10 protein-coding genes and 1 pseudogene are annotated in these 17,497 nt (G+C 72.0%); 7 read left to right on the top strand and 4 right to left on the bottom strand.

What is annotated here, in order from left to right:
- The first annotated feature begins 93 nt into the window (after positions 1 to 93).
- The 5 genes from ACIPSE_RS11410 to ACIPSE_RS11390 all read left to right on the top strand — a co-directional run bounded on the left by ACIPSE_RS11410 (position 94) and on the right by ACIPSE_RS11390 (position 8,465).
- Positions 94 to 4,323, top strand: coding sequence for an NEW3 domain-containing protein (locus tag ACIPSE_RS11410; RefSeq protein ID WP_401660578.1), 4,230 nt, complete (start codon positions 94 to 96; stop codon positions 4,321 to 4,323).
- Positions 4,316 to 5,017, top strand: a complete 702-nt coding sequence (locus tag ACIPSE_RS11405; RefSeq protein WP_401660575.1) for a peptidyl-prolyl cis-trans isomerase — start codon at positions 4,316 to 4,318, stop codon at positions 5,015 to 5,017. Before ACIPSE_RS11410 ends, ACIPSE_RS11405 begins: the two co-directional genes overlap by 8 nt.
- Positions 5,018 to 5,194: 177 nt before the next feature.
- On the top strand, positions 5,195 to 6,568 hold the full coding sequence (locus ACIPSE_RS11400; RefSeq protein WP_401660572.1) for an extracellular solute-binding protein: 1,374 nt from the start codon (positions 5,195 to 5,197) through the stop codon (positions 6,566 to 6,568).
- 2 nt (positions 6,569 to 6,570) lie between these two features.
- Positions 6,571 to 7,584, top strand: a complete 1,014-nt coding sequence (locus tag ACIPSE_RS11395; protein WP_401660569.1) for a carbohydrate ABC transporter permease — start codon at positions 6,571 to 6,573, stop codon at positions 7,582 to 7,584.
- Positions 7,581 to 8,465 carry a carbohydrate ABC transporter permease gene (locus ACIPSE_RS11390; RefSeq protein ID WP_401660567.1) on the top strand — a complete coding sequence of 295 codons (885 nt, stop codon included), beginning with the start codon at positions 7,581 to 7,583 and terminating at the stop codon, positions 8,463 to 8,465. The genes ACIPSE_RS11395 and ACIPSE_RS11390 overlap by 4 nt, the downstream gene beginning before the upstream one ends.
- On the opposite strand, the gene ACIPSE_RS11385 is transcribed toward ACIPSE_RS11390, so the two are convergent.
- Together ACIPSE_RS11385 and ACIPSE_RS11380 are read right to left on the bottom strand one after the other, a co-directional pair.
- Positions 8,455 to 10,698, bottom strand: a complete 2,244-nt coding sequence (locus ACIPSE_RS11385) for a glycoside hydrolase family 3 N-terminal domain-containing protein (protein ID WP_401660564.1) — start codon at positions 10,696 to 10,698, stop codon at positions 8,455 to 8,457. The two genes, ACIPSE_RS11390 and ACIPSE_RS11385, sit on opposite strands and share 11 nt — an antisense overlap.
- 64 nt (positions 10,699 to 10,762) lie before the next feature.
- Positions 10,763 to 11,881 (bottom strand): N-acetylglucosamine kinase, encoded by a 1,119-nt coding sequence (locus ACIPSE_RS11380; protein WP_401660562.1) that lies wholly within the window; start codon positions 11,879 to 11,881, stop codon positions 10,763 to 10,765.
- A gap of 20 nt (positions 11,882 to 11,901) precedes the next feature.
- Here ACIPSE_RS11380 and ACIPSE_RS11375 point away from each other — a divergent pair.
- Positions 11,902 to 13,208: pseudogene (locus tag ACIPSE_RS11375) on the top strand (glycosyl hydrolase).
- A 91-nt stretch (positions 13,209 to 13,299) separates the two neighbouring features.
- Here ACIPSE_RS11375 and ACIPSE_RS11370 read toward each other — a convergent pair.
- Positions 13,300 to 14,778, bottom strand: coding sequence for a glycoside hydrolase family 3 N-terminal domain-containing protein (locus tag ACIPSE_RS11370; protein WP_401660559.1), 1,479 nt, complete (start codon positions 14,776 to 14,778; stop codon positions 13,300 to 13,302).
- 212 nt (positions 14,779 to 14,990) lie between these two features.
- On the opposite strand from ACIPSE_RS11370, the gene htpG reads away from it, so the two are divergent.
- Positions 14,991 to 16,925, top strand: a complete 1,935-nt coding sequence (htpG, locus tag ACIPSE_RS11365; protein ID WP_401660556.1) for a molecular chaperone HtpG — start codon at positions 14,991 to 14,993, stop codon at positions 16,923 to 16,925.
- 88 nt (positions 16,926 to 17,013) lie between these two features.
- On the opposite strand, the gene ACIPSE_RS11360 is transcribed toward htpG, so the two are convergent.
- Positions 17,014 to 17,340, bottom strand: coding sequence for a plasmid stabilization protein (locus ACIPSE_RS11360; protein WP_401660553.1), 327 nt, complete (start codon positions 17,338 to 17,340; stop codon positions 17,014 to 17,016).
- Positions 17,341 to 17,497: the final 157 nt, after the last annotated feature.

Below are 17,497 nucleotides of genomic sequence, written 5' to 3'. Positions count from 1 at the left end.
GTATGGATGAACCACCTGGGATCATCGAAGATGGTTGTTTGAATCATCCAACCGGTGCAGGATGGGGCTCTTCCACTCACTCGTAGGAGCCCCATGCGCGTCACCTCTGTCGAGTCGACCGAGCTGTTCGTCGGCAGCCCCGAGCATCCGCACCAGGTGGTGGCGGCCGAGGTCGAGCACATACCGGGCCGCACGGTCGGGCTGACCGTCGAAGGCCGGACGGTACGCGGGGTCGGGGAGACGACCGTGACCGTCGGCGAGGACGGGACCGTACGTGCCGAGATCCCCGTGACCGGCGAGAGCGGCCCTCTGACGGTCACCGCCACGGACGGCGACGAAGTCGCGCACGCGCAGGGCGAGTTCACGGTGGCCGAGCCCGGCTGGACCATGTTCATGGTCAGCCACTTCCACTACGACCCCGTCTGGTGGAACACCCAGGCCGCCTACACCGAGACCTGGGACGTCGCCGACGACCCCGCCACCACCGGTCTTGCCGCCCGCACCTTCGACTCGCGCGGCCAGTCCGGGATGAGCCTGGTGCGCGCCCATTGCGATCTGGCGCGGCGCGACCCCGCGTACACCTTCGTGCTCGCGGAGGTCGACTACCTCAAGCCGTACTGGGACGCCTTCCCGGAGGAACGCGCCTTTCTGCGGCAGCTGATCCGTACCGGCCGGGTGGAGATCATGGGCGGCACGTACAACGAGCCGAACACCAACCTCACCGGCGCCGAGGCCACCGTACGCAACGCCCTGTACGGGGACGGATATCAGCGGGCGATCCTCGGGGCGTCCCCGGAGACGGCCTGGCAGCTCGACGCGTTCGGGCACGACCCGCAGTTCCCGGGGATCATGGCCGACGCGGGGGTCACCTCCAGCTCGTGGGCGCGCGGGCCGTTCCACCAATGGGGGCCCACGCTCTCGGTGTTCGGGGAGGAACCGCGGGACCCCAAGCGGATGCAGTTCCCGGCCGAGTTCGACTGGGTCGCCCCCTCGGGCCGCTCCGTCCTCACCGCGTACATGGTCAACCACTACGGCGCGGGCTGGCGGATCGACAACGCGCCCACCCTGCCGGAGGCGGAGGCCGAGGCGCTCAAACTCTTCCAGGGGCTCAAGCAGGTCGCGCTCACCCGCAACGTGCTCCTGCCGGTCGGCGGGGACTACGCGCCGCCCTGCCGCTGGGTGATGGCCATCCACCGCGACTGGAACGAGCGTTACGTCTGGCCGCGCTTCGTCAGTGGCGTCCCCCGCGACTTCTTCGCCGCCGTGCGCGCCGAGTTGGAGACCGAGGGCCGCAAGGCATCGCCGCAGACGCGGGACATGAACCCGGTCTACACCGGCAAGGACGTCTCCTACATCGACACCAAGCAGGCCCAGCGGTACGGCGAGACGCTGCTGGCCGACGCCGAAGCCTGGGCGACGCTCGCCTCGCTCGTCACCGGGCACCCCTACCCGGACGCGGCGCTCGACAAGGCGTGGCGGCAACTCGTCTACGGCGCCCACCACGACGCCATCACCGGCTCCGAGTCCGACCAGGTCTACATCGATCTCCTCACCGGCTGGCGGGAGCTGGCCGACCTCGCCGAGACCGTCCACGCCGAGGCCACCCAGGCGCTCGCGGACGGCGTGCAGCCCGGCACCGGGCCCGACCTCGTCGTCCTCAACTCCGCGACCTGGCAGCGCCGGGACGTCCTCACCGTCGACGACCCGGGCCTCGTCCCGGTCGGAGACGACTTCCAGCCGCTGCCCGCCGTCCGTGAACGGGACGGCACCCTCAGGGTCGTCGTCCCCGATGTCCCCGGCATCGGTCTCAAGACCCTTGCGCTGACCGCGGGTTCCCTCCCCGAGTGGGTGCGCGGCGAAGGCACCACCATCCGCAACGAGTTCTACGAGGTGACGGTCGACCCGGCGCGCGGCGGAGCCGTCAGCAGCCTGCTCGCGCTCGGCGAGGCGCAGGGCGGCCGGGAGCTGCTGCGCCCCGGCGACATCGGCAACGAGCTGGTCGTCCAGGAGGAGTTCCCCCGCCACCCCCGCTTCGGCGAGGGCCCCTGGCACCTCACACCGACCGGCACGACCGCCGCGCGCAGCGGTGACGTCACGGCCGACATCGATGTCGAGCACTCCCCCGCGGGCTCCCGGATCACCGTCCGGGCCGACCTCGGCCTCTTCACGTACACGCAGAAGCTGACGCTGTGGGCGGGTGTCGACCGGCTCGACGTCACCACCACGATCGACGGCTACGACGGCGCCGACCGGCTCGTCCGGGTGCGCTGGCCCTCCGACGTACGGGGCGGGCTGCCCGTGCACGAGGTCGCCGACGCGGTGATCGGGCGCGGCTTCGGGTTCGTGGAGGTGGACAGCGAGCGGTTCCCGTGGACGCTGGACAACCCCGCCAACACCTGGTTCGGCCTCGGCTCCACGGCCCGCGTCGCGGTCCACGACGACGCCGGCACCTTGCTCGGCCACCGGTCGGTCGGGGTCGCCGAACTGGTCTACGCCGACTGGGACGTGGCCGGTGAGCTGGGCGCCCCGCTCGCGGCGGCCCTGGTCCGCGCCGGTGTCACCGCCACCTCGACCATCGCGGGCGGCCCCCGCTACGGCGACCTGGAGGTCGACTCCAACCTGCCCGACCTGCGCGTCGCGGTGGGCGGCCCGGAACGCAACTCCCTGGTCGCGGAGGCGCTCGCGATGGACCCGGCCGCCGACCGCGAACTGCGCCGCCAACTCGCCGAGCGGGGCGCGGCCTCCGTCTGGGTCGCGCCGCGCGCCTCCCTGCGCGAGGAGTGGGTGCCCGGCGCGGACCTGCGCGACCTGGAGCGGCTGCCGCTGCTCGTCGTCGCGGGCCCGGACGCCGAGGGCGACGCCAAGGCGGTGGACGCGCTCGTCGCCGACCTCGACGACTTCACCGTGGCGGCCACCGCGGCGGGCGGCGGCGAGGCGCTGCCGCCCGGAGACGCCTGGGACGGGCGCGGCTTCGCCGTCCTGAACCGGGGCACGCCCGGCTGTGTGGTGACCTCGTCCGGCGACCTCTACATGTCCCTGATGCGGTCCTGCACCGGCTGGCCCTCCGGCATCTGGGTCGACCCGCCGCGGCGCACCGCGCCCGACGGCTCGGCGTTCCAGCTCCAGCGCTGGTCGCACACCTTCGAGTACGCGGTCGTCGCGGGCGAGGGCGACTGGCGGGAGCTGGAGCTTCCGGCGCGCGGGCACGCCTACAACCATCCGCTGACGGGACGGGTGCGGGGTGCGGGCGGGAACCCCTCGCTGCCCCGGACGACGTCGCTGCTGGAGGTGGAGCCCGCCCGTGAGGTGATCCTCGACGCGCTGAAGCCGGTGGGCTCGCCGCTGGCCCGGGGCGGCTCGGACGCGGTGGATCCGGGGCGCGGGGTCGTGGTGCGGGTGCACGAGGTGAACGGGCGGCCGGTCCGGGCCCGGGTCCGCGGGCCGGTCGGCTGGCGCCAGGGGGCGCGGGCGGACCTGCTGGAGCGGGCGCGCGAGCCGCTGGCACCGGACGACGACGGCACCCTGGCCGCGGACCTCACGGGCTTCGAGGTGGCCACGGTGCTGGCGACGCCGGTCCTCTCGGCCGGCTGCTCGGGTCCCGGAGTCGCGGCGGACGAGCCCGCGCAACCGGTCCACACCCGGTACTGGCTGCACAACTCCGGTCCGGCTCCGCGTGGCAACATGCCGGTCGCGCTGTACGTGTCGCCCACGTCCCTGACCGCGTCCGGGCCCGTCACGGCGACGGTCCGGGTCAGCTCCGAGCTCACGGACGCGCCGGTGTCGGGCACGGTCGCCTTCGCCGTGCCGTCCGGCTGGTCCGCCGAGCCCGCCGAACTGCCGTACGCGCTCGGGCCCGGCGGGTTCACGCTCGCCGAGGTCACGGTGACCCCCGCGCCGGACGCGGAGCCCGGCCGCCACTGGCTGGCCGCACGCCTGTCGTACGGGGGCCAGACGTTCGAGGACGTCGTGGGCCTGGACGTGCCCGGCGGTCCGCCCGCGGGAACCGGCCTGGTCTGTGAACTGGGCGTCGAGCGGATCACCGTGCGCAGGGGCGAGCGGGCCCGGGTGCCGGTGCGCCTGCGCAACACCACCCACGGCCCGGTCACCGGCCAGCTGTGGGCCGTCTCCTCGTGGGGCACCTGGCCTGGGGTCGTTCCGGGCCTCCAGGGGTTCCAGGTGCCCGGCGGGGAGCGGGGCGAAGCGGTGATCGAGGTGGACGGCGGGGCCGTGCCGCCCGGCGCGTACTGGCTGATGGCGAAGGCCGCGTGGCACGGCTGCGTGGCGTACACGGAGGCCGTGGTGCTGGAGGTGACGGATGCGTGAGGCGGTGACGCCGGGGCCCCGTGCCGAGCCCGGCCAGGGGCCCCGCGAACACGAACACGTCCACGACCGCGCACACGCGGCGCTCATCGGCCCGGACCCGGTTCCCAGAACCAGGGTGGACACGCTGCTGGCCGCCGTTCCGGCCCGCGATCCCGAGACCTCGCGGCCCGAGTCGCTCGCGCGGGCCGAGCGGCAGCGGCGGCGGTGGGCGACGCAGGTGGTCGTCGCCGACGAGCTGGCGCGTCGGGAGTGCGCCGCGCGGGGGCTGAAGGTGCCTCCCGAGGCGGCGCCCGAGCGGCTGCTCGCCGTCTCCGGGAGCGAGGTCGCCGACCTGGGGAGCATCGTCGCGGCGGCGCTCGCCCACTCGGCCGCCGCGCGGGTGCTGCTGGACGCCCTGGAGGGCGAACAGGCCGTGCCGGAGGCCGATGTCCGGGACTACTACGAGCGCAACCGGGACCGCTTCCTGACGCCGGACGCGCTCAGACGCGGGGCCGACCCCTTCGAGGCCGCCGCACCGGGCGACGTGATGCCGTATCAGGACGTCCGCGAGGGCGTGCTGCGGGAGTTGCGCCGCGCGGCGGGCCGGCGGGCCTTCTTCGGCTGGCTGGACCTGGCCCGCGGTCCCGTGGTGTACGCGCAGGGTCACGAACATCCGGGTGACCCCGCCCATCCGGACCACGAACACCGCCACTGACGCGCCCGCGTCGGACGTACGGAACCTAAACGCAACACGGCTGGGCATTGACCTCCGATGACTTCTGGTCCACATTTTCATCAATCGGAGTCCAAGCTGATGATTTGAACCAGCTGTTCGCAAGCCGATGAACCAGCCGAAGTCCCTGACTCGCCCGGTCGCAGGAGGGCCCATCACATGCGCGCAACAAGACTGACCCGCACCCTGACCTGTATCGCCGTACTGTCGCTCGCAGCCACCGGCTGCGGACTGTCCGGCGGCTCCGACAGCGGCGGCGCCACCGCCGGTGGCTGCGAGGTCGACCAGGGAAACGTCGGGTCGGGCAAGCTGACCGGGGACGTCAAGGGCACGATCACCTTCCAGACCACCAACCTCAAGAAGGACTTCGGGGACTTCTTCGACGGGGTGATCGCCGCCTTCGAGAAGGCCCACCCCGGCACCGAGGTCAAGTGGATCGACGATCCCGGCGACAACACCTTCACCAGCCGGACCGTCGCCGACGCCCAGGCCTGCACCATGGCCGACGTCATCAACGTCAACGCGCCGACGGCGACGGCCCTCACGAAGGCCGGCTACCTGCTCGACATCGGCACCAAGGACCCGGACGCCGCCGAGCCCTACGTCCCCTCGTTCTGGAAGACCGCCACCTTCCCGGACGCCTCGGGCAAGTCGGTCCACACCACGCTGCCCTGGTACACCGGCGGCGTCCTGCTGACGTACAACACCGATCTGCTGAAGAAGGCGGGCGTCGACCCGGCGAAGCCGCCGACGAGCATCTTCGGGCTCTTCGCCGACTACGAGAAGATCGCCAAGGCCTCCGACGGCAAGTACTACGCGACGATGGCCAACCCGGTCTGGCGCATCCCCGCCGACTTCGACCAGATGGGCATCAAGGTCCTCTCCACCGACGGCAAGTCCGCCGTCTTCGCCGACGACCCGCGCACCGCCCAGTGGGTCGAGTGGATGGCCAAGCTGTACAAGGAGGGCGCGATGCCCAAGGACTCCCTGTCCTCCAGCAACGACCCCTCCACCCTCTACAGCCAGGGCAAGGTCGCCTACGGCTCGACGAACCCGAGCTTCGTGCGGTTCGTCAAGCAGAACAGCCCGTCGGTGTACGCCAGGACCGGCGTCGGACAGCAGCCCTACGACGCCCTCGGGGTCGCCTCCGCGGGCGCCCCGCAGTACATCTCGGTCGCCGCGACCAGCAAGCACGCCCCGGTGGCGCTCGCGTTCGCGGAGTTCCTCACCAACGCCGAGAACCAGACGGCCTGGTGCAAGGACCCCGCCGTGGTGATCTTCCCGACGACGACCGAGTCGCTGGACGACCCGTTCTTCCAGGACGCCACCGGCACCGACCCCTTCTCCCAGGCCCGCAAGCTCGTCGCCGACCAGCTCAAGACGGCCTCCACCAACCAGACGAACCTCTCGCCGGCCGTGCAGAACGCCATCGTGGCCCAGGTGCAGCTGGCCATGCAGGGCACGAAGAGCGCCGCGGACGCCGTCAAGGACGCCCAGGAGAAGGCGAACGAGCTGCTGAAGCAGGGCAGCTGACCGTGACGGCACAGATCACGAACCCGGTGTCCGGCGCGGAGCCCCTCACCTCCCCGCCGGGTCCGGCGCCCGCCCGCCTCCGCCGCCTCGCCAGGGCAGCTCTGCCCGGCCCCGCTCCCGGGGCCAACGGAGCTGCCATGTACCGCCGTTGGTGGCTTCCGTGGCTGTGGACCGCCCCCGCGATCGTGTGCGCGGTGGTCTTCGGGGTGTTCCCCTTCCTCAACACGCTGCTGCTGTCGTTCACCGACGCCAAGCCGCTCGGCGGCGCCGCGGGTTTCGTCGGACTCGACAACTACACGCGGATGCTCCAGGACGACGACTTCTGGCTCGCGACCCGCAACAGCATCCTGTACGCGGTGATCGTCGTGCCGCTGATGGTGCTGCTGCCGCTGATGCTCGCCGTCCTGGTGGAGAAGAACCTCCCGGGCATCGGATTCTTCCGCTCGGCCTTCTACACACCGGTGCTGGCCTCCAGCGTGGTCGTCGGCCTGAGCTGGCAGTGGCTGCTCGCGGACGACGGACTGGTCAACACCTGGCTCCAGAAGGCCCACTTGATCCGGTCGGCGATCCCGTTCCTCTCCGACTCCTGGCTGATCCTGCTCTCCGCGATGGGCCTCACCCTGTGGAAGGGCCTGGGCTGGTACATGGTGTTCTACCTGGCCGCCCTGGGGAACGTGCCGAAGGAGCTGCACGAGGCGGCCCAGATGGACGGCGCCGGGGCGGTCCGCCGCTTCTGGCACATCACGATCCCCGGCGTACGACAGGCCATGATGCTCGTCGGCACGCTCACCGGCATCGGCTCGCTCAGGGTGTTCACCGAGATCTACATGCTCGGCAGTTCCACCGGCGGCCCCGGCGGCGCCGACCGCACCCTGCCGTTCTACATCCGGGACGTCGGCCTGGACCCGATCACCGGCAACGCGGGATACGGCTCGGCCGTCAGCGTCGCCCTGTTCGCGCTGACGCTGGGGCTGACCCTGCTCGCGCAGCGTCTGACCAAGGAGGACGAGTCATGACGACGAGCGTCGTCGAGACCAAGGGCCGTCGCCTGACGCCGCGCTGGCGCGACTACGGCCGCCCGCGCGAACTCCTGGTCCGCTACCTGCTGTTGCTCCTGGTGCTCGGCCTGACCGTCGGCCCCCTGCTGTGGCAGTTCCTCGCCTCCCTGAAGGGCACGGGCGAGGACGTCTTCGGCGCGAACGCCACGCTGCTGCCGCACGAGCCGACCCTGCGCGCCTACCGGACGGTCTTCGACCAGGTGCCGGTCTGGTCGTACATCCAGAACAGCCTGATCGTGGTCGCCCTGTCGGTCACCAGCCAGCTGGTCTTCTCCACCACGGCCGGCTACATGCTCTCCAAACCCGCGTGGAAGGGCCGCAAGGCCGTCTGGGTGGTGCTGGTCGCCTCGATGATGTTCCCCTTCGAGTCGATCATGGTCTCGCTGTTCATCAGCATCCGCGACCTGGGGCTGGTCGACAGCCTGGCCGGGGTGTGGCTGCCGGGCTTCGTCGGCGCCATCAACGTCCTGCTGATGCGCGGCGCGTTCCTCGCGGTCCCGCGCGAGATCGAGGACTCGGCGATGCTGGACGGCGCGAACGAGTGGCAGCGCTTCAGGCACCTGTATCTGCCCTCCGCCTGGGGCGCGATCATGGTGGTCGTCATCAACACGTTCATCAGCGCCTGGGACGACTTCCTGTGGCCGCTGATCGTGCTGCGCTCCGAGACCAACATGACGCTCACGCTGGGCCTTTCCCGCCTCCAGAGCTCGTCGTTCGGCTACGACCAGCGGATGGTCATGGCGGGTTCGGTGATCTCGGTGGTCCCGGTGCTGGTGCTGTTCGTCATCACCCAGCGGTGGTTCTACAAGGGCGTGTCCTCGGGAGCCGTCAAGATCTGAGGTCCAGGGTCAGCGGTACGGCGGTGCGGGCCGCCCGTGCCGAGGAGGCGACCCGGATCTCCACGACATCGGCGCCGGCCAGTTGGTCGGCGCCGAGTCGTGTCACCACCGTGCGGGACTCGCCCGGCGCGAGGTCGACGCCCTCGAAGGCGCACAGCTCAAGGGTACGCGGCCAGGTCGTGGTGACGAGCCGCCGCAGATAGACCTGGACCACCGAACGCCCGCTCCGCGCACCGGTGTTGGTGACGTCCACGGAGACGGTACGGCCGTCGAGCCGGGGTGCGCCGAACACGAAGTCCGTGTACGCCAGTCCGTGCCCGAAGGAGTAGGCGGGCTCGGCGCTCTCGTCGACGTAGCCCCCGTACTCGGTGTCCTTGTGGTTGTAGTGGACGGGGAGCTGGGCGGCCGAGCGCGGCACGGAGACGGGGAGCCGTCCCGTGGGTTCGGCGAGCCCGAGCAGCACCTCGGCGATCGCCTCGCCGCCCCACGGGCCCGGGTACCAGGCGGTGAGCAGGGCGGGCGCGATGTCCGGGAGGACGTGCGGGCGCCCCTGGACCAGTACGACCGCGGTGGGTGTGCCCGTGGCGACGACGGCGTCCAGCAGCGCGTACTGCGCGGCGCCGAGCCCGAGTCCGGCGAGGTCGACTCCCTCGCCGCAGGTCATCTCCGAAACGGCCGTGCGCGCGGCCCCGTTGGCGTCGAACTCGGTGTCCGCGCCGCGCGCGCTGCTGCCGCCCAGCACGAGCACGGCGAGGTCGGATTCGGCGGCCTGGGCGATCGCGGCCGGGATGCCGGTGCGGTCGTCGCCGGTGAGCGCGCAGCCGGGGGTGTGCCGGATGTCGGCTCCGGGCGGGGCGAGCCGGCGCAGGGCGTCGAGGACGCTGCTGCCGGTGCCGGGGAGTTGTGGAGCCGTGTAGTCGCCCGACTGGTGGGTGACGGTGGCCGCTTGGGGGCCCAGTACGGCGATGCGGGAGACGTGCGGGCCGATGGGCAGGACGTCGTCGTTGCGCAGGAGGGTGACGGCGGCGCGGGCGAGTTCGGTGCTGATCCCGGCGCCCCCAGAGGGAGGTTGAGTCCGCTCCGCCCGCCCTGTCCGCTCCGCCTGCTCCGTCCGCTCGTCAAAGAGTCCCAGGCGGAACTTGAGCCGCAGCACTCGGCCGACGGCGGCGTCGAGTGCGCCCTCGGTGACGAGTCCCCGCTCGACCGCCTCCTCCAGATGCGTGAAGCCCTCGTCCCAAAGGCTCAGATCGACACCGGAGTTCAGGGCGAGCGCCCCGGCGGACCGCTTGTCACCGGTGATGCGGGCCAGCCGGTCGACGGCCAGGCCGTCCGCCATGACGAGCCCTTCGAAACCCCAGTCGTCCCGCAGGAGCCCGGTGAGCAGAGCCCGGTTGCCGGAGCACGGCATGCCGTCGACCTCGTTGTAGGCGGCCATGACGGCGGCGGCTCCCGCGCGGACGCCGGCCCGCGCGGCGGGGAGGTGGATCTCGTGCAGCTCGCGCCACCCCAGCTCGGACTCTGCGGAGTTGCGGCCACCGACGGTGGCGCCCTGACCGGCGAAGTGCTTGAGGACGACGGGCGCCTTGTCGGGGGCGAACAGGCCGTCGGGACAGGTCCCTTGCATGCCTCGCACGACCGCCTCGGTGAGCCGGGCCGCCAGGTACGGGTCCTCGCCGAAGCACTCCTCGGTGCGGCCCCAGCGGGGGTCGCGGGAGATGTCGAGCGCGGAGACGAGGGCCACGTGGCCGCCGCGGGCGCGGAGTTCGGCGGCGGCGTGGGCGGCGGCGCGCTCGTGGAGGGCGGGGTCCCAGGTGGCGCCGACGGCCAGGTTGACGGGGAGGACCGTGCCGTCGAGGGCCATGAGGCCGTGCGGGACCTCCTCGACGAACAGGGCGGGGATGCCGAGGCGGCTGCGCTCCACGACGTGCCGCTGCACCGACGCGGCGAGGGCGGCGCCGTGCGCGGCCCCGGGCCCGTTGCCGTGGTCGACGCCGGACCAGGCGTCGGCGCGCTGGAGTCCGTACAGGGCGCCGAGCCCTTCGAAGCGCTCGGTCTCGGCGTACAGGGCGTCGGTGAGCTCGAACTCGCCGTCGGGCGTGCGGCGGTAGGCGTCCCAGCCGTACATCCGCTGGTTCACCTGACCGACCTTCTCGCGCAGGGTCATCCGGGAGAGGAGATCCCGGACGCGGGCGTCGACGGGGGCGGTGGGGTCGCGGTAGAGGACGTCGCTCATCGGTCGGAGGTCTCCGGGGTGTCGCGTGCCGCTGAAGGGGGGTGCGCGGGGGTCGGTCCGCCGCTCATCGGCCCTGGTCGCCGTCGTGCAAGGTTCGCCGGCCACCGTCGTGCAGGGGACTCTGGCCGCCGTCGCGCAGACTCCCCCGGCCTGCGTCGTACAGGGTTCGCGCCAGCGCGACCGCGCCCGGTCCGCCGTCGGCCACCCAGTCGAGGCTCAGGTCGAGTGCGGTGAGGCGGTCGGTCAGGGGGGCGGTCATCGGGCCGTCGGGGCCGAGCAGGCCGCCGGTCGCGACGATCCGCTCCCCCGGTCCCGGCTCCAGCGCGCGCACCGCGGCCAGCAGGTGGTCCGCCGCCTCGTCGAGGATCTCCAGCGCGACGGCGTCCTTCTCGACGGCCGCCTCGGCGACCAGCGGGGCGAACCGGGCCAGGCGGATCGGGGGGTCGGCCATCACCGCGGGGAGCAGATGCCTGCGGAAGTCCTCACGCCGGGCGCGGGACCAGCCGGGAACGGCGCTGCCGCTCCGGCCCCCGGGGTCGCCGCCGTCGCCGTACGGCTGGATGCCGGCTGTGGGGAGGACGTCGACCGGGAGGCCGAGGGTGCTGCCGACCCACCCGGCCAGTACGGTCGTCCGTCCTCGCCCGTCGGCCATGCGCAGGGCCGCCCGGACCGCGCTGCGGCCGATCCAGAAGCCGCTGCCCTCGTCGCCGAGGAGCCAGCCGTCGCCGTCCACGGTGGTCGTGGCGCGGCGGCCGACGATGCGTGTGGCGACCGCGCCGGTGCCCGCGACCAGGGCGAGGCCGTCGGCCGGGGCGCCGGGGCCGCCGGCGAAGGCGGCCTCGATGTCGCTCCAGATGCCGACGGGGCCCTCGGGCACGTCCAGTCGGCGCAGCGCCTCCGTGAGGGCCGTGCGGGCCCGGACGGTCCCGGGATCGTCCGCGGCGGCTGCCGTGGCCCCGGCGAAGCCGCCCGCCACGGCGACGATCCGGGCGCGTGCCCGCGCGGGCACCGCGGCGGCGAGCGCCTCGGTCAGATGCTCGGCGAGCTGCGGAGGCGCCACGGTCAGGGCGTTGCCCGGACCGGCACTCGCCTCGGCGAGCACCCGGCCGTCTCCGGCACCGGCGAGAACGGCACGGGTACGGGTGCCACCGGCGTCGAGGCCGATGACAAGTTCTTGGTTCAAATCATTGCCCATCACTGACTATGGTGGTTGATACATTCGCGCAGGACAAGAGCGAGACGCGAACAACCGGACAAGAGCACCGGGAAGCCGGCCCCAGGAGGATCCCATTTCCACGCTTCGCTTCGGCGTCAACTACACGCCCCGTCACGGCTGGTTCCACTCCTGGCAGGACTTCGACCCGGCCCGGACCCGCGAGGACCTGGCCCAGATCGCCGGACTCGGTCTCGACCACGTCCGGGTCTTCCATCTGTGGCCGCTGCTCCAGCCCAACCGCACCCTGATCCGCGCCACGGCCGTGGACCAGCTGGGCCGGCTGGTCGACCTGGCCGCCGAGGAGGGCCTGGACGTCCTGGTGGACGGCGTGCAGGGCCATCTGTCGAGCTTCGACTTCTACCCGGAGTGGACCCGCAGCTGGCACCATCGCAACGTCTTCACCGACCCCGAGGCGATCGACGCCCAGGCGGACCTGCTGCGCACGCTGGGCAGGGCCCTGACCGGCCGCCCGAACCTCATCGGCCTCCAGCTCGGGAACGAGATCAACAACCTCGTCGAGCACAACCCGGTGACGGTGCCCGAGGTGGACCACTACCTCGACTCCCTGCTGGCGGCGGCCCGGGAGGGCCTGGGACCGGACGGCGGCCTGGTCACGCACTCCGCGTACGACGCCGCCTGGTACGGCGACGACCACCCCTTCACCCCCGAGGCCTCGGCCCGCAAGGGCGATGTGACCACGGTCCATCCCTGGGTCTTCTCCGGCGGCTGCGCCCGCCTCTACGGTCCGCGCTCCCCCCAGGTCCAGCACCTCGCCGAGTACGGCACGGAGCTCGCCAAGGCGTACGCCGGCGATCCGTCCCGCCCGGTCTGGGTCCAGGAGACGGGCGCCCCCGAACCCCACATCCCGGCCGCGGACGCCCCCGAGTTCGCCCGCGAGACGGTCCTCAACGCGTCCGGCTGCACGAACCTGTGGGGCGTCACCTGGTGGTGCTCCCACGACGTCGACCGCTCCTTGGCCGACTTCCCGGAACTGGAGTACACGCTGGGCCTGTTCGACTCGGCGGGCCGCCGCAAGCCGATCGCCGAGTCCTTGGCGGCGACGGTCGCGGAACTCCGGGCCAAGCCCTGGACACCCGAGGTGAGGGAGACGGCCCTGGTCCTGGACTGCACCCCGTCGACCCGCTCGACGTCGGGGCCGGGGGGCGCGTACTTCGAGGCGTGGATGAACCTGCGCCGACAGGGAGTCCGCCCGGCGGTGGTACTGGCGGACCGGGCGGGCGACGAGACCTATCTGGCCGCGAGGGGAATCAAGGAAGCCGTCCGCGTCGACTGACTTGATGGTGCGTCACATGACGTGCTGAGCTGCGCTGTTGAGCGGCTGCCGTTGCGTGCGGGTTCCGGCCTCCACACATCAGCAGCCGCGATCACCGCGCCCCGACCAGTACTTCGGCCACCGCCCGCAGGTTGGCCTTCCCCCGCCCGTACGAGCACAGCGCGCCGCCTTCGGGGAGGCCCGTGGCAACCCGTACCCCGTCCGGCCGCCGGGCCATCAGCGCCTCCGCGACCCGCCCCTGCCACGGATACAGCCCACTGTCACTCGTGGCGACGATGAGCGGCGCCCGCCCGGCCCGCCGCAGAATCGCACCGGCCAGCCCTTCCGCGTCCTCCGGCTCCCCGGAGACCGCCGTACCGGTGGCCGTGGGATCCAGGGCACGCATCTCGGTCAGCAGATCCTCCCCACCCCAGTTGAGCGCCGGATGCGGCGCGGGGAAGAGGTCCACGACGTGCGCCCCTCTCGCCCCGCCCCGTGCCGCCTGCCCGTCCACGGCCCGTCGGGCCGCCTCAAGACCCACCCCCGGGTCCCACGCGCGGACGGCGACGGAGGGCTCGGCGTACCGCTCCGCGAGCCCGCGCACCCGTTCCGACGCCTCCCGCACCCGTTCCTCGGCCAGCGTGCCGGAGCGCAGCGCGCCGAGCACCGCGTCCCGGCACTCCAGGGTGACCCCGAGGTCGGCCACGGCCACGATCACCTGGTCCGCCCCCGCGGCCAGCGCGATCCGCGCCCCCGCCGCCTCGCCGTACCGGTCGGCGATCGCCTTCATCTCCAGCGCGTCGCTGACGAGGACGCCGTCGAAGCCGAGTTCCAGCCGCAGCAGGTCCCGCAGGATGCGGCGGCTGAGGGTGGCGGGACGGTTCTCGTCGAGCGCGGGGAAGACGACGTGCGCGCTCATCATCATGGGCACGCCCGCCGCGATCGCGGCCCGGAAGGGTTCGAGGTCGAGCCGCTCGTACGGTCGTGGGTCGACCGCCAGTTCGTGGTGGCTGTCGGTGAGGGTGCCGCCGTGGCCGGGGAAGTGCTTGGCGCAGGAGGCGACGCCCCGGGCCTCGGTCGCCTCGATCCAGGCGCGCAGATGCCGGGAGACGACGCCGGCCTCGCCGCCGAAGGCACGCGTGCGCACGATGGGGTTGTCGGCCTGGACCTGGAGGTCGGCGACGGGGGCGTAGGAGACGGTGATGCCGAGCGAGGCGAGGTGCCCGGCGAGCGCGTCGGCGCAGCGGGCGGTGAGGGCGGGGTCGTCGACGACCCCGAGGGCGTAGTTGCCGGGGACTTCGGGGGCGCCCGCGGTCACGAGGTGGCCGATGCCGCCGCCCTCGTTGTCGATGGCGACGAGGAGGTCGGCGCGCAGGGCGCGCAGGCTGTCGGTGAGGCCGCGCACCTGGTCCGCGTCCCGGATGTTGCGGGTGAAGAGGATGACCCCGCCGAGCCCGCGGTCGATCAGCCGCTTCAGGTCGTCCGGGACGGCGGTGGTGCCGTCGAATCCCGCGACCAGACAGCGGTGGGCCGCCTCGTCGAGGTCGGCGGGGAGGGCGGCGCGGGCGGTCAGGGGTTCGGTGTGTGTCACCCCTGAAATTCTTTGGCTGATCGAGCCGAAAGTCAACAGCCGGAGGGCTCAGCCATTCAAGCGGCTTACGGGGGTCCGTCCGTCGGCCCGCACCGGCAGCGGCTGACGAGACTTGAGACCCTCGGCCTGGTACACACAGTCACCTGAGACAGACGCGGTCCGGCCCGCCCGGCACCGCGCCGTGCGTGACGTTCCCAGAGAAAGAGACCAACATGGACAGCAGCGTCGAGACGCTTGAATTCCAGGCTGAGACGCGCCAGTTGCTGCGACTGGTGATTCACTCGATCTACTCGAACAAGGACATCTTCCTGCGCGAGCTGATCTCGAACGCCTCCGACGCACTGGACAAGCTGCGGCTGGAATCGCTGACCGACTCCAGCCTCACCGATGTCGACACCACCGACCTGCACATCTCGTTGGAGGTCGACAAGGACGCCCGCTCACTGACCGTCCGTGACAACGGCATCGGCATGACCCGGGACGACCTCGTGGACCTGATCGGCACGATCGCCAAGTCCGGCACCGCCGGCCTGCTGGAGCGGATCAAGGAGTCCAAGGACGCCGCCACCGCCGAGAACCTGATCGGCCAGTTCGGCGTCGGCTTCTACTCCGCGTTCATGGTGGCCGACAAGGTCACCCTGCGCACCCGTCGGGTCGGCCAGGACTCCGGCGCCCAGTGGGAGTCCGACGGCGAGGGCTCGTACACCATCCAGGCCGCGGAGGGCCTGCCCGTGGGCACCTCGGTCACCCTGCACCTCAAGCCCGCCGACAGCGAGGACGGACTCGCCGACTACCTGTCCGGGTCGAAGATCCGTCAGATCGTCAAGCAGTACTCGGACTTCATCCGCTGGCCGATCCGGATGGCCGCCGAGCACACCGACGCCGAGGGCGGGACCGGCGGTGAGACCGGCGGTGAGGCCGAGACCCTCAACTCGATGAAGGCGCTGTGGGCGCGCCCGCGCACCGAGGTGGCCGAGGACGAGTACGCCGAGTTCTACCAGCAGATCAGCCACGACTGGCTGCCCCCGGCCGAGACGATCCACATGCGCGCCGAGGGCACCTTCGAGTACGAGGCGCTGCTGTTCATCCCCTCGCAGGCGCCGTTCGACCTGTTCTCCCGCGAGACCAAGCGCGGCGTGCAGCTGTACGTCAAGCGGGTGTTCATCATGGACGACTGCGAAGCGCTCATGCCGAACTACCTGCGCTTCGTCAAGGGTGTCGTGGACGCGCACGACCTGTCGCTGAACGTCTCCCGCGAGATCCTCCAGCACGACCGTCAGATCCGGGGTGTCCAGCGGCGCCTGGTCAAGAAGGTCCTCGGCGCGATCAAGGACATGCAGTCCAAGGACGCCGAGCGCTACGCCAAGGTGTGGGCGCAGTTCGGCCGGGCGCTCAAGGAAGGCCTGATCGAGGACACCGACAACACCGACGCCCTGCTGGAGCTGGTGTCGGCGGCCTCCACCCACGACCCGGAGAAGACCACCACGCTGCGCGAGTACGTGGAGCGCATGAAGGACGGGCAGGAGGCGATCTACTACCTGACGGGCGAGACCCGCGCGATGGTGGAGAACTCCCCGCACATGGAGGCCTTCGCCGCCAAGGGGTACGAGGTCCTGATCCTGACCGACCCCGTCGACGAGGTGTGGGTGGACCAGGTCCCGGCGTTCGACGGCCACCGCTTGCAGTCGATCGCCAAGGGCCAGGTCGACCTCGACGATCCGGCCGGCGACGGCGACGAGGCGGCCGACGCCGACAAGGCCCGGCACGAGCAGGACTTCGCCGCCCTGCTGCCCTGGCTGACGTCCACCCTGTCCGAGCAGGTCAAGCAGGTCCGTCTCTCGTCGCGCCTGACGACGTCCGCGGCCTGCATCGTCGGCGACGCCCACGACGTGACGCCTACCCTGGAGAAGATGTACCGGGCGATGGGTCAGCAACTCCCCACCGTCAAGCGGATCCTGGAGCTCAACCCCACGCATCCGCTGATCGGCGCCCTGCGCACCGCGCACGACGCCGATGCCGACGACCCGGCACTGCCGGAGATCGCCGAACTGGTCTACGGCAGCGCGCTGCTCGCCGAGGGAGGCGACCTGCCCGACCCGGCCCGCTTCACCCGGCTCCTGACCGACCGTCTGTCCCGCGCCCTGTGACGACCGCCGCCCGGCGCCGGCGGGGCGGGGCGTAGCGCGTGAGGGGGTCGCCCGTCTCTTCGCCGGGCGGCCCTCTCGGCAGTCGCCGTCAGCGGCCGAGGGCCCGCTGCAACTGCTTCTTGGTCATCGAGGAGCGGCCCTCGATGTCGCGCTTCCTCGCCTCGGCGTACAACTGGTCCTTCGTCGGTCCCTGCGCGCCGCTGTGCGAACGCGTTCCGCCGCGCTGGGACGCGGATTTCGGGTCCCGGGTCGAGGTCGTGCTGCTGGTCTTCGACTCGCCGGCCCGCGCCCGCTCCTTGTTGACGGTGCGTGCGGCGATCTCCTTGGCCCGCCCGGCGGACTCGCCGCGCTCCTGGGCGCTCTTCTTGATGTGCTCGTACTGACGTTCCCGCTTGGCGTTCGATCCGGCAGGCATCTCTCTCCTCCTCGTTCCCGTCTCGCTCCCGCAACGGCTCGTGACGGATCGGCCCCGTACCTGTGCCGTCCCGTCGATCCGGCCGGGATCGCCGTCCCGAGTTCCCCGATGCGGTCGTCCGACCCCTCGGCCTCGGGGCGGGCGGTGCGGGCCGCTC

This window comes from Streptomyces sp. NPDC090106 (genome assembly GCF_044747265.1).
In the GTDB taxonomy this organism is placed as follows: domain Bacteria; phylum Actinomycetota; class Actinomycetes; order Streptomycetales; family Streptomycetaceae; genus Streptomyces.
Note: the sequence above shows the minus strand (reverse complement) of the source record. Positions and strands in the feature narration are given on the sequence as shown.

Excerpts from the sequence above, each read along its gene's own strand:
- ACIPSE_RS11410 (WP_401660578.1), top strand. The coding sequence starts at position 94 with ATGCGCGTCACCTCTGTCGAGTCGACCGAGCTGTTCGTCGGCAGCCCC.
- ACIPSE_RS11405 (WP_401660575.1), top strand. The coding sequence starts at position 4,316 with ATGCGTGAGGCGGTGACGCCGGGGCCCCGTGCCGAGCCCGGCCAGGGG.
- ACIPSE_RS11400 (WP_401660572.1), top strand. The coding sequence starts at position 5,195 with ATGCGCGCAACAAGACTGACCCGCACCCTGACCTGTATCGCCGTACTG.
- ACIPSE_RS11390 (WP_401660567.1), top strand. The coding sequence starts at position 7,581 with ATGACGACGAGCGTCGTCGAGACCAAGGGCCGTCGCCTGACGCCGCGC.
- ACIPSE_RS11385 (WP_401660564.1), bottom strand. The coding sequence starts at position 10,698 with ATGAGCGACGTCCTCTACCGCGACCCCACCGCCCCCGTCGACGCCCGC.
- htpG (WP_401660556.1), top strand. The coding sequence starts at position 14,991 with ATGGACAGCAGCGTCGAGACGCTTGAATTCCAGGCTGAGACGCGCCAG.
- ACIPSE_RS11360 (WP_401660553.1), bottom strand. The coding sequence starts at position 17,340 with ATGCCTGCCGGATCGAACGCCAAGCGGGAACGTCAGTACGAGCACATC.